Raw genomic sequence first — 14673 nt, 5'->3', positions numbered from 1 at the left:
CCGGGTCGCAGGTAATACGGGTACTGTGAAGATATGCGTCTGGAGATCCGTGCGGATTTGCTGAGTTCGGACCGGGACCTTGAGTTGCTGGGGCGCTGTCTCCAGCCGCTGGGCGGGGCGGGGCACGATGTCGAGATCCGGATCGCGGTCGGGCCGGGGGCCACGACCGCGCAGATCAATACCCTGCTCTCCTGGCTGAACGCGATCGAGGGTGCGGTCTGGCGGATCGAGAGTCGACAGGGTCCGCCGGGGTTGGGCTCGGGCCTGATCTACGATCTCGCGGTCAATGTCGGCAGCGAACTGGTCGCCGGGATGCTGCTCGCGCCACGACTGTTGAAGCTGGCCGGTGTGCTGAAGAGCTTCCGCAGAGCCCAACCGGTCCCGCCGGACACGGTGGTCACACTGAGCTGTGACACCGGGCCTGACGCGCTGGAGAGCGGTCGGCGGGACGCCGGTCACGCCTTGGATGCGCGGGGCGGGGAGCACGGCGGGTACGGCGGGTATGGCGAATACGGCGAATATGGGGAGTACGTCGAGCAGTGACCGAAGGCCGCCTTGTGCCGGATCCGCGGTATTCGCGCGCGGTGGTTGTCGGGATCGGCGCGTTCGACGATCCCGACTGCCGTGAGCAGGGCATGGCCATCGACACGATCGAGAACAGTGCGCAACTGGTCTACGAACTGCTCAAGCGCGGTGCGATCTGGGGCCTGCCGGCGGGGTCGGTCGAACTGCTGCGCACCGCCGGGCGCGAAACCGTCTCGCGGCGGGCGATGGCTGACACGCTGCGCTCGGCGGCGCGGCGCTGCCGGGAGGGCGGAGCGCTGCTGGTGTACTTCGTCGGGCACGGGACCGTGCGCCCCTCTCCGGCGGAGGACCTGTTTCTGGCGACCGGCGACTGCCTCTACGAGGAGCGGGACACATACCTGTCCGCGAGTGACCTGTTCGAGGCCTGTCATCAGGTCTTCCCGCACGCCGACGGCAGCGGGCCCGAGGTGCTGCCGGTGGTCGCCTTCTTCGACTGCTGCCACGCCGGCGCCGCGGTGGCGCATCTGGGCGGGCCGCCGGCCGAGCCCGAACTGATCCCCAAACTACGACGTCAGGACGTGTACATCGTCGGCGCGGCCAAGAGCGGGAACCGCGCCGACCCGTACTTCCGCGGCGATCCGGCGGCGGATCGCACCGCGTTCAGCGGGGTGTTCCTCGAAGTGCTCGGCAACGGGGTGGACGGTCACGGGCCGGACTTCAGCCTCGACGAGGCGGTGCGCCTGATCGCCGAGCGCTCCGCGGTCCACCAGCACCCGCAGGTCGGCGTGGCCCCGAACCAGCTCGGCGCGATGCTGCTGGCCGCGAACCCGGCGCACCGATCCGGCGCCGTGCCGGACCCGGTCGACGCCGCGAACCTCAGCGGCCACGAGCTCGCCGCCCGCCTCGGCGGGGTGGACGACGAGGGCCGGGCAGTGGTCCTGCGCGCGCTGACGGCGACGGACCGCGGCTGGGAGAAGGTCGTCTCGGTCCTGCGCCGCCTGCAATCGCCGCCGGGAGTGCTCGCCCGCTGTGTGACTGCGCAGAACGCGCGTTCTGCCGTGACCGCGGTGCACGCGCTGCACGACCTGTGGAGCGATGGAGAGGTCTTGCACTTCGCGCAACTCCTCCACGCGGACGACGGGCAGGTGCCCGCCAGGCTGGCAGCCGGCCTCGACGCGCACGAGTGCGTCAACCGGGGATGCCAGAAACTCAGCGTCGCGATCCGTGCCGTGGCCACCCGCGGCGATCCGGCCGCCTACTTCGACTTCATGCGCGAGCGGCGCGCGCAGGTTCTGACCGTGCCGCCGCCCGAGAGCGCCGCGTACCGGGTCAGCCAGGCCCTCGCCGCAGATGCGCGTGCCTACGGCGAGGCCGCCGCGGCGAGCGGGATCGGGCCGGGCGCCCAGGCACGCCGCGTCGACGAATTGGCCTCGCTGTTGGCCGGCGACGCGCCGTGGGGTGTCACCGGGGACTCATCGGACTCGCCGGACTCCTCACAATCCCTTGCGCAGGCCGGGATAGCCCGGCAGAGCCTGTTCCAGACCGCCGGCCGCACCCTTCCCACCGCCGCTCTCGCCGACCTGGTGGACTGCCTGAGCCGGGCCGGGCGGCCACGCCGGGGCGACTTGGCCGAACTGTGCCTCGCGATCGCCACCAGGCGTAGCGGAGCGCGGATCGCCGAGATGATCTCCCTGGTGGGGCAGCCCGCCGCCGAGACCCTGACCAAAGCACTGATCGAACACGGCTCCGCCCGCACGATCGCCGAGGCGGCCGTGCCGTGGCCGTCCGCCGGTGAGGAGGGACAGTGGCGGCACCGGGTGCTGGAGTCGGTGGTCACGTGGCGCGGCACCGGGTTCGCAGCCGCCGTATACGCCGCGCTGACCGCGGTGGACGCCGCCAACGCCCGGCGCACGCTCGTGGACACCCTGTTGCAGGGTTCGAGCATGGATCGCATAGGCCTGCTCATGGAGCACCTCGAATCGCACGGCCTGCACCGCACCGTGGCCGACCAGGTCGGGCGGATCGTGCTGCACGCGGATGCGGGCGCGCACGTCGCCAAGCCCGCGCTCATCGCCGCTTACCTGCGAATGGCGGACCTCGACCCGCCGCCCGAACTCGGCAGGGCACTGTTCCAACTCGGCGGCGCGGTACTGGCTCAGGTCTACGCACATCTCGACGATCCGGGATCGCACGACGCATCCCCGGGGCAGCGCACGCTGCTGAGCCGCGCCCGGGGCAGGCTCGTCGGCCCCGACCTGATCGGCTTTCTCGGGCGGGTGCTCGGCGAGCGGCCGGCGCATCTCGATACGCTGGCCGACGCGCTGCTCCCGCCGTTCGCCGACGACGGGGTGGAACCCTCCGAGCTGTACGGCCTGGCGGAGATACTGAACCTGCTCGACGCGGAGCCGCGGCTGGCCGACCTGGCTGTCAGGATCCTGAATCGCATCGCCGACCGCTTCGACACGCGGCACGTGATCAGGGTGGCCGCGAACCTGCGCACGATACAGCGGGGCACCACGGGCTCCGCGGCGCAGCTGGTGCGCACGGCCATGGCGCATCCGGCACACATGTTAGGGGCCTCGCAGGCGATGCTCGGCCGCTGCCTGCCCGCCGAGCGCCAGCGCCTGCGCGCGCTCGACCGGGTGACCGCGCGGCTGGCCCTGGAGTTCGCCGCCTCCGACGGCGGCTCGCCGCAACAGCTCGCCGGGTTCCTTCGGGGCTTGGCCGATCCGACGCCGGACGGACTGTTCCGGCTCGACGAGATCCGCGCGGCCGAGCGGATCAGGTGGGTGGACGACTTCTTCGACACCGTCGTCGAGGTCGTCCTCGCGAACCACCGGCTGGTCCGGCTCGCGCTGGAACTGCGGACCGTCCCGCCGGTGCGTCATCTACAGGGCTCGCGTGCGGCCGCGGCGGCACTGCTGGAGAACTGGCTCTCGCGCGATGTGCGCATCGAATACGAGGATGTGGCGCGGATCCTGCGTGCGTTCCGCCGGGAGGGGGCCGAGGACCTGTGCCGGGCGGCGGCGAGGACGATCGCGCGTTGGCAGTGGCGCGACGTGGAAGGCGCGGTCGCGGTGATCCGGCAGGCCGAGGGGATCGGGCGGGCGGGCCTGGGGGACCTGGCGGATCTCATCGAGCGGCTCTCGCGCGACCACGGCGCGACCAGCCTTGCCGCGGCCTCCTGATCTCAGGGTTCTGTGGTGCTGTGGGGCCCCCGGGTGGTCCGGATCCGGGCGGTCCGGCGTTCTGGCGGGCCGCGGCGGCGCTCACGCGCCGGCGGTCGCCGTGTCCCAGTCGGCCGGCGTCGAGACCTCCTCGCCGGCGCGCGCCGAGCGGACCGCGCCGATGAAAACCAGCAGGGCGAACAAGCCCACGGCGAACGAGTCGAGCGGCTTCGGTATCGTGTTCGCGGTCGAGTGCCACCCCTGCGCGCCGAACAGGGACAGCAGTACCAGGCCACAGATATAGATGACCACCCACGCGCCGTGCTGCCACTGCCGGCGCCCCCATCTCGTCGGCCACATGCGATAGGTCGAGACCAGGCCGACCAGCAGCGCGATCAGCAGTTCCGGGCCGAGGAAGGTCCAGCCGGTCCAGTACAGCACCAGCGTGCCCATCACGAATCCCAGGACGCTGACGACCGATACGAACCACCGGGGCCGGTTCGGCTCGACCCGTCTCTGCCGCAGCAGCGCGACGTACGCCACCGGCGCGGTGATGTAGGCCACCACGACGAGACAGCTGGTGTGCGAGACGATCGAGTTCCACGCGGGAAGCCGGATGAGGAAAACCAGTCCCGCGACGTAGTTCGCGGCCATCGCATGGCCGAGCCGCCACCTGCCGAGCAGCCGCCACCGGAAGGAGCCGAGAATCCAGCGCGACAGACCGCGCGCCTGGTACCGGTTCGCCGCGTACTCCTTGACCTCGTCGTCGAGGAAGGCGGTGAACACCAGCGCGGTGCCGGCCGGCGAGATCATCGCGTCGATCGCGACGATCACGAACAGCCAGGTCATGCCCAGGCTCTGGGCGAGGTCCAGGAACTGCTGCCGGCCCGAGTAACGCTTGACGTCCGCCGTGGGCACGGTGCCGAGGAAACCGACCTCAAGGGCCGTGTACACGACCAGCGAGACGACGAGCACGATGATCGTCGCGAGCGGCGCGTCCCGGTGCGGATTCTTGGCCCGGCGTATCAGGTCGTGCGGGCCCTGGAACCCGGTGTACGCGAACACGATGCCCGTGGTGCCGATCGCTTGCAGGGCGCTCGTCATCCCGCCGTCGGCGGAGCGGTGCGCGGTCACGGTGGACCAGTGCCAGGACCCGCTCGCGAACAGCGCCAGCGCGGCGATCACGGCCACGCTCAGCTTCACATAGCTGAGCGGGACGGCGGCGCGCACCAGCCAGCGCACGCCGAGCACGTTGATGCCCAGGAACAGGGCCATCAACGTCGCGGCGACCGCGATTCCGAGCACGGTGAGCTGCGGTTGGCTCACGTCCCCGTTCCAGACGGCGGGCCAGAACCGTCCGAGGTACTGCACCGACGCCGACGCCTCGATCGGCGGGTTGGCGGCGTAGACGATCCAGATGCACCAGCCTGCGAAGATCGTCACCACCCGCCCGCTGGTCCGCTCGGGCCAGCTGATCAGCGGGACCGGCCGGGACCGGGTCGCGGCGAGCCATCCCATGGCGGTGGCCAGGCACAGGAAGGTGAGACCACCCACGGCCCAGCTCACCAGGGCGAGCGCGCCCGCCTGCTGCGCCGCGTAACCGGTGGCCAGCAGCCAGCCGGAGCCGACCACGCCGCCCGTCGCGAAGCCGACGAGGGTGGGCAGGCGCATCCCCTCCGCCCGCGCCTCGGACACGATCCCGTCCCCTCCGCCGCCGCTGCGGCCGACCCTGAACCGCCATGCTAACCGAGGGGCGGATACGTGTACTGACTTTCCCGGTGACGGGCGGCTCATCGGCGCCGGACCGTCGCGCGCTCGTGATCGTATCAATGATCGATGATCAGTGATCTCCTTCGGTGTGGATCGTGCGGGGCATATACCCTTCCTGGGTATAGTATGGTGCGCGGACCGGGCCGGCACGGGTCGTGCGACGAGAGGAAGAAGCCTGGTGGCAGTCGTCGTCCGGGCTCCGGCGGCGCCGCTGGCGCCGTTCGTGGAGAGGCTGGGGTACTACAGCGGCGGCTTCACGGCCGGCTGGGAGCGGATGGTGCCCACGGGAACCGTGCACGTCCTGGTGAATCTGGGCGCCCGCGAATTTCACTGGCGTGGCAGCGGCGCAGGTGACGGCGGGGGCGGTGGCACCGCGCGGACCCGGCCGTCGGCCGTGCTGTCGGCTGCTTCCACCGGACTGCTCAGCGTTGATCTCGACGAGTGGCGCAGCGCCGTCTTCGTGTGTTTCCGACCGGGGGGCGCCTATCCCTTCATCGGGATGCCGGTTTCGGCGATCGATGAGCCGCTGCTCGACCTGGAATCGGTGTGGGGGCTCGACGGCGCGCTTCTTCGGGAACGGCTGCTCGAAGCGCCGACGCCGCACGCCGCGCTGGCGGTCGTGGAGGACGTGCTGCTCGCCCATGCCGTGCGGCCGCTGGAGCCTGACGTGGCCGTCGCGCGCGCGGTCGCCGCGCTGGAGCGCGGCACGCCGGTGGCGCAGGTCGCCGACCGGCTCGGCGTGAGCCATTCCACGCTGCTGCGCCGCTTCACGGCGCAGGTCGGGTTGCCGCCGAAGCACTTCGCGCGGATCCGGCGGTTGCAGCGGCTGCTGGCCGCCGCCACGAGCATGGCGGGCGGCGACGGCCGGGGAACCGACTGGGCACGGGTCGCGGCCGAATGCGGGTACTTCGACCAGGCGCACCTGATCGCGGACTTCCGCCGGCTGACCGGGCTCGCCCCGTCGGACTACCGCCCACGGATCGCCGACCCGCACGACCCGGAACTGCTGCTGTGCTGACCGCGCCGCGCCGGCTGTCGCGCTGACGATTTTTTCCAAGCGCCGCGGCCCCGGCGGCTGCGACGCTGGCGCCGATCATGGCGTCTAGGCGTCCGGGCGTCGAGCGCCTAGACGGCCATGGGTCGCCGGAAGACGGATGGGCCAGATGACGGAACGGGAAGTGTGATGGCGGACACGAGGGAAGCGGCCGAGACGGGGACAGAGTTCGTCTGGACACGCAAGGACGTCATCGTCCTCGTGGTCCTGTGCCTGGCGCCGCTGCTCGAATACATCGACATCACCGTCGTCAACGTGGCGCTGCCGACGATCCGCACGGACCTCGGGTTCGCCCTGCCCGACCTGCAATGGGTGGTCAACGGCTACATGGTCACCTACGGCGGGTTCTTCCTGCTCGCCGGGCGGACCGGCGACCTGCTCGGCAGGCGCAGGGTCCTGATGACCGGGGTCGCGGTGTTCACCCTGGCCTCGCTCCTGTCCGGCCTGTCCACCTCCCCGGGCCTGCTGATCACGGCGCGCGCCGTCCAGGGCACGGCCGCCGCGTTCGTCGTGCCGCTGACGCTCGCGATGATCGCCTCCTCCTTCCCGGAGGGCAAGGCGCGCAACCTCGCCGTGACCGCCTGGGGGAGCGTCGCCGCCATCAGCTCCGCCCTCGGCCTGCTCATCGGCGGCCCGCTGGTGTCCGGTCCCGGATGGCGCTGGATCTTCTTCGTCAACATCCCGGTCGGCGTCGTGGTCGTGGCCGCGTCCTGGCGGTACCTGCGCACCGATCCGCCGGCCCAGCGCCGCCGCAAGTTCGACGCCGTCGCCGCGGTCACCTCCACCGCCGGACTCAGCCTGCTGATCTATGCGCTCGTGCAGACCAGCACGCACGCGTGGGGCTCCGGCCGCACCATCGGACTGCTCGCCGTCGCGGCGGTGCTGCTCGGCTACTTCGTCGTGCACGAGAACGCGGTCGCCCGCGATCCGCTGCTGCCGTTCTCGCTGTTCCGCAACCGCGCGGTCAGCGGCGCCAACGCCGCGTCGGCGATGTCCGGCGCCGCCCTGGTCTCGGTGTTCTACTTCGTCACCCTCTACGAGCAGCAGGTCCTGCACTACTCGGCGCTGAAGACGGGGCTCGCCTACCTCCCGCTGACCGGGATGTTCATGGTCCTCGCCGGCGCCGGCCCGGTGCTCATCCCGAAGATCGGCATCCGGTACGTCACCGCGATCGGCGCGCTCGTCGCCGGCGTCGGCGTGGCGCTGCTCACCCGGGTCAGCCCGAACGGCACGCTCGGCGGAACCGTCATCCTGCCGACGATGGTCTTCGGCGCGGGCCTCGCCATCTTCTACATCCCGATGACGATCGCCGCGGTCTACAAGGTGGACTCCGCCCGCACGGGCGTCGCGTCGGCTCTGGTGAACGTCACCCGCACCGTCGGCGGCGCGATCGGACTGGCCATCGTGTCCACCGCCGTCACCAGCCGGGTCACCCACCTCGCCGGCACCGGGCACTCGTCCGCCGACGCGCTGAGCGGCGGCTTCCGCCTGGCCTTCGCCATCACCGCCGGACTGCTGGGCGCCACCGCCGTCATCGCGATCGTGCTGTTCCGGAACGAGGGCCGCGGCGAGAAGGTCGACCTCACCCGGGTGGCACAGGCCGGTATGGAAGGCTGAGCCGGTATCGGAATTCGGGGCCGCGTCTTCCGGAAAAAGTTTCAACGGTGTGATTCGGGGCTCTCGATGCCGTCGGCGCGGTGTAGGGGTATCCGCGCGCGATAGTGGGTGAATAGGGGTTTCGCCGGGTGGCGTTTCTCCTTAACGTATTCGACGTCCGCACTCGCGTACCGTGTTCACGGAATCCGGCAGGTCGGGGTCGATGGGCTATTTGAGCGCCGATGAGGTTGAGCGGTTCGCCCGCGCCGCGAACGACACGGTCGAGCGCCAGTGGCGGCCGTCGGATCAGGACTACGCGGGCGACTTGCAGAAACTGTGGTCGGCGGCGGCCTCGCAGGGCTGGTTCGACCTGGGCACGAGCAACGCGCTCGCGGCGGTGCTCGCCCTGTGCAGGGTGACCGGGCGGGCCGCCTGCCCGCTGCCGGTGATGGACGGGTTCGTCGCCGTGCGGCTGCTCGACGCCGCCGCGGACTTCGCGGCCGACGCCGCGGCCGGGGCCGTTCGGATCGTGGTGTCGACACAGCGTGCCGGGGCCGGGTCGACGGTCCGCTTCGCCGAGGCGGGAATGGTGGCGTCGCACGTCCTGGTCGTCCCGCCGGAGGGCGGCCGGGCGACGCTGCACGCGATCGAGTACGCGCGTCCCGTCGCGGGGCTGGCGATCCCGCCGTGGACCGACCTGGAACTCGGCGCCGCGGTGGCCAGGGTCGACCTGACTGCGGACGAAGCCGACGAGATCGTGGTGCTGCTGCGGCTGGCGCTGGCCACGCGTGCGCTCGCGGCGGCGGAACGCGCGCACGAGATGGCCGTGCGACATGCCAAGTCCCGCAAGCAGTTCGGCCGCGCGATCGGCAGTTTCGGCGCGGTCCAGCAACGCGCCGCGACGTGCCAGATCGATGTCAGCGCCGGAAATCTGCTGATCGCCGACGCCGCGCGCCGATACGGCGCGGGCTCACCGGACTGGATCTCGGCCGCCGAACTCGCGGTTTCGCACGTCGCCGCAACCGCGCGCCGAGTGCAGCAGGCGGCGCATTACACGCTGGGCGCGGCAGGTTACTTCGAGGGACACGACGGGCCGTGGCTTTTCCGCCGGGTTCATGCGGACATCGCCTGCCTGCCGTTGTTCGGCCGATCCTGCGGGGAATTCGCCGACGTCCTGGTGAATACGGACACCGCGCTGCCGGATCCTGATCTGCCGCCGGAAGCGGAGGCGCTGCGCGCCGAATTCCGTTTGTTCGTATCGGAGCGTCCGGCGCCGGACGGCATTTCCGAGACCAGCGACGACATGGCGCTCGTGGACGCCATGGCCGCGCGGGGCTGGTTCGGCATGGTATGGCCGCCGGACGCCGGTGGACGTGGCGCGACGCTGGCCGAGCAGTTCGTCCTTCAGGACGAAGTGGCCTTCGACCGTCTGCCGGTGAACAACGCGATGGCCGCGGTGTCGGTGGTCGGCACACAGATCGCGCGGCACGGAACCGCGCAGCAGCGGGAGCGCTACCTGCCGCTCATCCGGGAAGGGAAGCTGACCTTCTGCCTCGGCTACAGCGAGCCCGACGCCGGGTCGGACCTGGCGGCGTTGACGACCAGCGCGGTGCGTGACGGCGACGACTGGGTGATCAATGGTCGGAAGGCGTGGATCACCAACGCCCACACGGCTCAGTACGTCTGGCTGGCCGTGCGCACCGATCCCGCCGCGACGCCGCCGCACGCGGGTATCAGCATATTCATGGTGCCGATGGCGACGCCCGGTATCGCGACGCAGGCGCACCGGGCGCTGTCCGGCCAGGTCGCCGGCTCGATCAGCTTCGACGATGTGCGGGTGAGCGACGCCGACCGCGTCGGACCGGTCAACCGCGGCTGGGAGGTCATCGCCGACACGCTGGTCGGCGAACGCCTTCTGCTCGCGGGCCGCTTCGCCGCGACGCTGCACCGGCAGTTGCGCGACCTGCTCGCCGCCGTGCGGCGCGATCCGGACGCCGTGGGTCCGCGCGGCTCGGCGAATCGGGCCAGGCTCGGTGCTCTCGCCGCAGGTGTGCAGGCGGTGCGGCAACTTCTGGCCGCGGCGATCAGGCCGCTGCCTCCCGGCGCGCCGTCGTGGCTGCGGCTGGCGGTGCCCATGGCGGGGGTCCTGGTCGGAGAGTCGGCCGCGGAGTTCGGCGCGGCGGCCCTCGACCTGCTCGGCCCCGCGGCGGCTCTCGGCGCGGGTGAGCCCGGCGTTCCGGGCGACGGAGCGTTCGAATACGGGCTGCGGCTGTCGGTGCTGTCCTTCCTGGGCGGCGGCACCAACGACGTTCAGCGCGGGCTGATCGCGCGCGGATTGGGGTTGATCTGACTGTATTGATCTTACTGTTTTGAACTGACTGTTTTGATTTTGCTGTTTTGATTCGACTGTTTTGATTTGACGGCGCCGATCTGATCAGGGTTGATCCAACTTGGCCGGTCAGCCGGCCACCGGCGGCCTCGCCGTGAGGTCGAAGTGCAGCCGCGGCCAGAGACTGGAGCGGCTGGTCACCTCAAGCTTGCGATAGACCCGGGTCATGTGCTGCTCCACGGTGCTGATCGAGATGGAAAGCCGCTGCGCGATCTGCCGGTTGGTGTAGCCCTCCGCCGCGAGCAGCGCGACCTTCCGCTCGGCCCGGCTCAGCCGGGCGATCCAGCCGGAATCGGCGCTCTGGGCCGCGTCGTCACCGCACTTGGCGAGCAGGGAGAGCCGCAGCGGCTCGGCTCCGCAGCGTTCGGCGAACTGGATCGCGCTTCGTGCCGTGGTCCGCGCCTCCTTGTACTCGGCGAGCCTGCGGTACGTGTCGCTCAGATCAGCCAGCGCATACGTGAGGTCGAGCCGGTAGTCCTGCGCCAGGAAGATGTCGACCGCCTCCCGCAGCAGGGGCACCCGGTCCTCGACGTCCCTGGTCGCGGCGAGCGCTCGCAGAGTCAGCCCACGTACTCGCGAGGGCTCGCCGTCGAGCAGGGCCAACTGGTCGTTGAGCAACTCGGCGGCCTGCTTGATGTTGTCGAGGCAGATGTGCGCCCGGACGCACTCCACCCGCCACGGCACGATCGCGGGAACGTCGATTCCCCACTCGCACAGCAGCCTGCCGCAGGTCTGGAAGTCGGCCAGCGCGGCGTGGAAGCGGCCGGTCGCGAGATAGAAGTCACCGCGGGCGCCGAGGTAATGCACTCCGCACAGAGTCTGGAACGTCGCCTCGGGAATCTCGATATTGAGATACGCCGCCGCCTGCTCGTACTTGCCGGTCGCGGTCGCCGTGTACACGCAGAACGCGAGCGGCGCGCCGATGGCCACGCCCCAGCCGCCGGGTGAAACGAGCGTCAGCGCCGTGTGAGCCTGTCGTTCGGCGTCGGCCAACTCGCCCCGCTGCAAATGGATCCCGGCGCGGACGGTCGCGAACAACGCCTGCCACATGGGGACGCGCTGGGCCGTGGCCTCGGCGAGCAAAGCTTCGCACCAGTACGTCGTCCGGTCCGGCCGCGCGCCGTAGAACAGCGCCAGGAGGGCGGCCGTGATCGGCATCAGGGTGGTTTCGTGCAGCCGCGTCCCGGCCAGGACTCGTTCCGCCGCGCCGACCACGTCCTCGGCCGGACTGCCGGCCATCACCGCGGCCAGCGCGGCGGCGGCCCGGTACTGTGGGGCGAGCGCCGACGTGGCGAGTGTGGCGGGCATCGCCCGTTCGTCGGGCGGCTGCCCGGCGAGCCCCGGATAGCAGAACGGGAGCCACAGCTGGGAGAAGTCCGCCACCAGAGCTTGTTTGATCTGGGACGCCGCCGCGTCGTCGGCGTGGTTGATCGAGCGCGCCAGGTCCAGTGCTTCATCGGTCCGGCCGAGCCAGAGCAGGTGGAAGTAGGGGAGGGCGGCGTGCGATCCGTTCAGCAGCCCGGTCCGGGTGGCCGTGACCAGCTCGGGGAGGTGCTCGGCGGCGGCGGCCGGATCGACCCGCCACAGCGCGTCGGCCAGCCGGGCCGCGATGACGGCGCGGGCCGACTCGTCGGCGCAGGTCCGGTGGGCCAGTTTCAGCCAGGTGACGGCCCGGCCCGGCTCGCCGTCGAGCATGGCGCCGTCCGCGGCGGTCCGCAGCAACGGACCGGCCCAGGGCGCCTGGACGCCGCCTGCCGCGACGAGTTCGTCCGCGACGATCGCCGCCGGCGCGCCGTTCTCGTAGAGCAACTGCGCCGCGCGCTGATGCAAGGGCCGCTTCTCGTCCGCGGACATGCCGCTGAGGATCGCCGCCTGGGTGCCCTCGGCGCGGAAGCGCCCTGCGTGCAGCAACCCCGCCGCGATCAGCGCATTGACAGCGCGGGCGGCGGTGCCGGCGTCGAGGCCGAGCAGTCCGCCCAGCAGGGACGGCGAGGCCCGCTCGCCGAGGATCGCGTAGCCGCGGGCCGTCTCCAACATCGAGGGCTCGCCCCGGTGCAGGCAGCCCAGCACGGCGCGGCCGAAGTTGTCCCCGGCGGCGAACTGCGGTTCCGTCGCCGCCGCCGCGATGCGGAAGTCCTCGGCCAGCGCGTGGGCGAGCAGGGGGCTGCCGCCGCTCGCCCGGTGGCACTGCGCGGAAAGGCGGTGCGCGGTCTTCCGGTCCAGGCGCTCGGCGAGGATCGCCGCCACGGCCGACCGCGACAGCGGCTGCAAACGGATGGACGCGGAGTTCGGCAGGCGCAGGACCTCGGCGTGGAACTGCTGCTCGACATGCACCCAGTCGTTGCGCGCGCTGATGACCAGCAGCACGCGCGACCGCCTGAGCCTGCGGGCGAGGTAAAGCAGGCCCTGGAGCGAGGCCTGGTCGGCGAAGTGCGCGTCGTCGACGCCGATGACCGTCGGCTTGCGCTCGACAAGTTTGTCAAGGGCCTCATGTATCGTCCGGAACGCCGGAGCGTAGCTGCCCGCAATCGCCTCAGGAGGCTGAACGCGCTGCGCCGAGGGCAGCAGGTCGGGGCGGAACAGCTGGCTGATCACCGCGAGGGGGTGGTCGCGCTCGGCGCGTGAGGCGACGGCGGGAAGGAAGGCCGCGCCAGCCTTGACCGACTGCTCGGCGAATTCCTGAAGCAGCGCGGTCTTCCCCACCCCGAGCGCGCCGCTGATCAATGCCACGCCGCCTCTGCTTTGCAGCGACCGGTCCAAAAGACCGCCCAGCGCTGTCAGGGCGTCGTCGCGCTCTTGCAATCTCATGGACTCCCCCGGATTGATTGATTGATCGCACCGTGCGACTGATCGGAAACACCCGTTGGAACCGCAACCGCCTGGACCGCCCGCGCGCCCAATCCGCGTAGTCTGCACCGGTATTCGGTGAGATGCGCGCAGTTACGTGTGAGAATGACTGTCAACTGCTGACCCGTCAGGTGAAGAAATAACAGATGCTGTAGCTTCACCGCGCACCATAATAACGTCGGCGGGCCAAATGTTGTAGATCTCTGATTCGTGTGCTGACTCGCCCGAGCCGGTCGCGGGTGTGCTCGTGCTCCGCATGTCGTACGGGTTACGGCTGGTCAACGGCGGTGCCGTGAACACTGCCGGGGCAGTGACCGGTTGCGGGTCTTACCTGCGATCGGGAGCGGCAGCGGCAGCGCGTGGTCGTGGAATCGGCGCACGGCGCAGCCGGAGTGACCCAGAAAGCGTGCGTTACCGGGTTTCGTGCGCCGTCGTCATTCCCACCTGCGTGAATGCGGCCCTTGACGAGCCGCGTTCCGTTCGCCGCTCACTTTCTATATCATTTCGCCGAGTGGTTGTTCCGGGGTGCGGCGCTGACGGGAGAATTGCGCATCATGGGTGATTTCGCCGAGGACGACCAATGGATCAGAAACTTCCAGCCCGGGACCGGCGGGACTGCGCTGGTATGCTTTCCGCACGCGGGCGGATCAGCGAGCTACTTCTTTCCCTGGGCACGGATGCTGGCACCGGCCGCGCAGGTGTGGGCGGTGCAGTATCCGGGCCGCCAGGACCGCCGCCTGGAGCCGTGTATCGACAACGTCCCGGAACTGGCCGACGCGATCCATGACGCGCTCAAGACCAGGATGAACGGCTCATATGCGTTCTTCGGCCACAGCATGGGGGCGGTTCTCGCCTTCGAGGTGGCGCGTCGGCTGGAACGTGACGGGAGAGGGCCGGCCCGGCTTTTCGTGTCGGGCTGGCGCGCCCCGTCACGGCACCGCGACGAGGACGTCCACCGCAGGGGGGACGCAGGCGTCGTTGCCGAACTGCGCCTGGTCGGCGGTACCGATCCGCGCTTCCTGGAGGACCCGGAACTGCTTCGGATCGTTCTGCCCACGGTCCGCAGCGACTACCAGGCGATCGAGACCTACGCTTACTCGCCCGGCCCGCCGTTGAACTGCGGAATCACGGCGATGGTCGGTGACTCGGATCCCAAGGCGACGGTCGACGAGGCCGCCGCGTGGGCCGAGCACTGCGCCGGGGAATTCGAACTGCGTGTCTTCCCCGGCGACCACTTCTATCTCGACACGTGCCGGCCGGGTGTGATCGACACGATCGCGGCCTCACTCAACGGGGTGACACCGCGCGGGAGTGCATGACGCCGC

General features: G+C 70.6%; 8 protein-coding genes. 6 read left to right on the top strand and 2 right to left on the bottom strand.

Features of this window, described 5'->3' with window-relative positions:
* The first annotated feature begins 33 nt into the window (after positions 1-33).
* The gene (locus tag VGS97_RS04230) at positions 34-543 is read left to right on the top strand and encodes a hypothetical protein (protein ID WP_326851851.1); all 510 of its coding nucleotides are present in this window, start codon (positions 34-36) and stop codon (positions 541-543) included.
* On the top strand, positions 540-3713 hold the full coding sequence (locus VGS97_RS04225) for a hypothetical protein (RefSeq protein WP_326851850.1): 3174 nt from the start codon (positions 540-542) through the stop codon (positions 3711-3713). Before VGS97_RS04230 ends, VGS97_RS04225 begins: the two co-directional genes overlap by 4 nt.
* 81 nt (positions 3714-3794) lie before the next feature.
* Here VGS97_RS04225 and VGS97_RS04220 read toward each other — a convergent pair whose 3' ends face one another.
* Positions 3795-5387: an APC family permease gene (locus VGS97_RS04220; RefSeq protein ID WP_326851849.1), complete on the bottom strand. Its 1593-nt coding sequence runs from the start codon at positions 5385-5387 to the stop codon at positions 3795-3797.
* A 253-nt stretch (positions 5388-5640) separates the two neighbouring features.
* Here VGS97_RS04220 and VGS97_RS04215 point away from each other — a divergent pair, with 253 nt between their 5' ends.
* The 3 genes from VGS97_RS04215 (at position 5641) to VGS97_RS04205 (ending at position 10462) form a co-directional block, all read left to right on the top strand.
* Entirely contained in the window at positions 5641-6480 is an 840-nt protein-coding gene (locus tag VGS97_RS04215) for a helix-turn-helix domain-containing protein (protein WP_326851848.1), read from the top strand.
* Between the two features lie 165 nt (positions 6481-6645).
* Positions 6646-8133, top strand: coding sequence for an MFS transporter (locus VGS97_RS04210; RefSeq protein WP_326851847.1), 1488 nt, complete (start codon positions 6646-6648; stop codon positions 8131-8133).
* A gap of 202 nt (positions 8134-8335) precedes the next feature.
* A complete protein-coding gene (locus VGS97_RS04205; RefSeq protein WP_326851846.1) occupies positions 8336-10462 on the top strand; it encodes an acyl-CoA dehydrogenase family protein in 2127 nt (708 codons plus the stop codon).
* Positions 10463-10570: 108 nt separating this feature from the next.
* Here VGS97_RS04205 and VGS97_RS04200 read toward each other — a convergent pair whose 3' ends face one another.
* Entirely contained in the window at positions 10571-13309 is a 2739-nt protein-coding gene (locus VGS97_RS04200; protein WP_326851845.1) for a LuxR family transcriptional regulator, read from the bottom strand.
* Positions 13310-13902: 593 nt separating this feature from the next.
* On the opposite strand from VGS97_RS04200, the gene VGS97_RS04195 reads away from it, so the two are divergent.
* Positions 13903-14667 (top strand): thioesterase II family protein, encoded by a 765-nt coding sequence (locus VGS97_RS04195; RefSeq protein WP_326851844.1) that lies wholly within the window; start codon positions 13903-13905, stop codon positions 14665-14667.
* The last annotated feature ends 6 nt before the right edge of the window (positions 14668-14673 follow it).

The sequence above is a fragment of the Actinocrinis sp. genome, assembly GCF_035946395.1.
Lineage (GTDB): Bacteria > Actinomycetota > Actinomycetes > Streptomycetales > Catenulisporaceae > Actinocrinis.
Note: the sequence above shows the minus strand (reverse complement) of the source record. Positions and strands in the feature narration are given on the sequence as shown.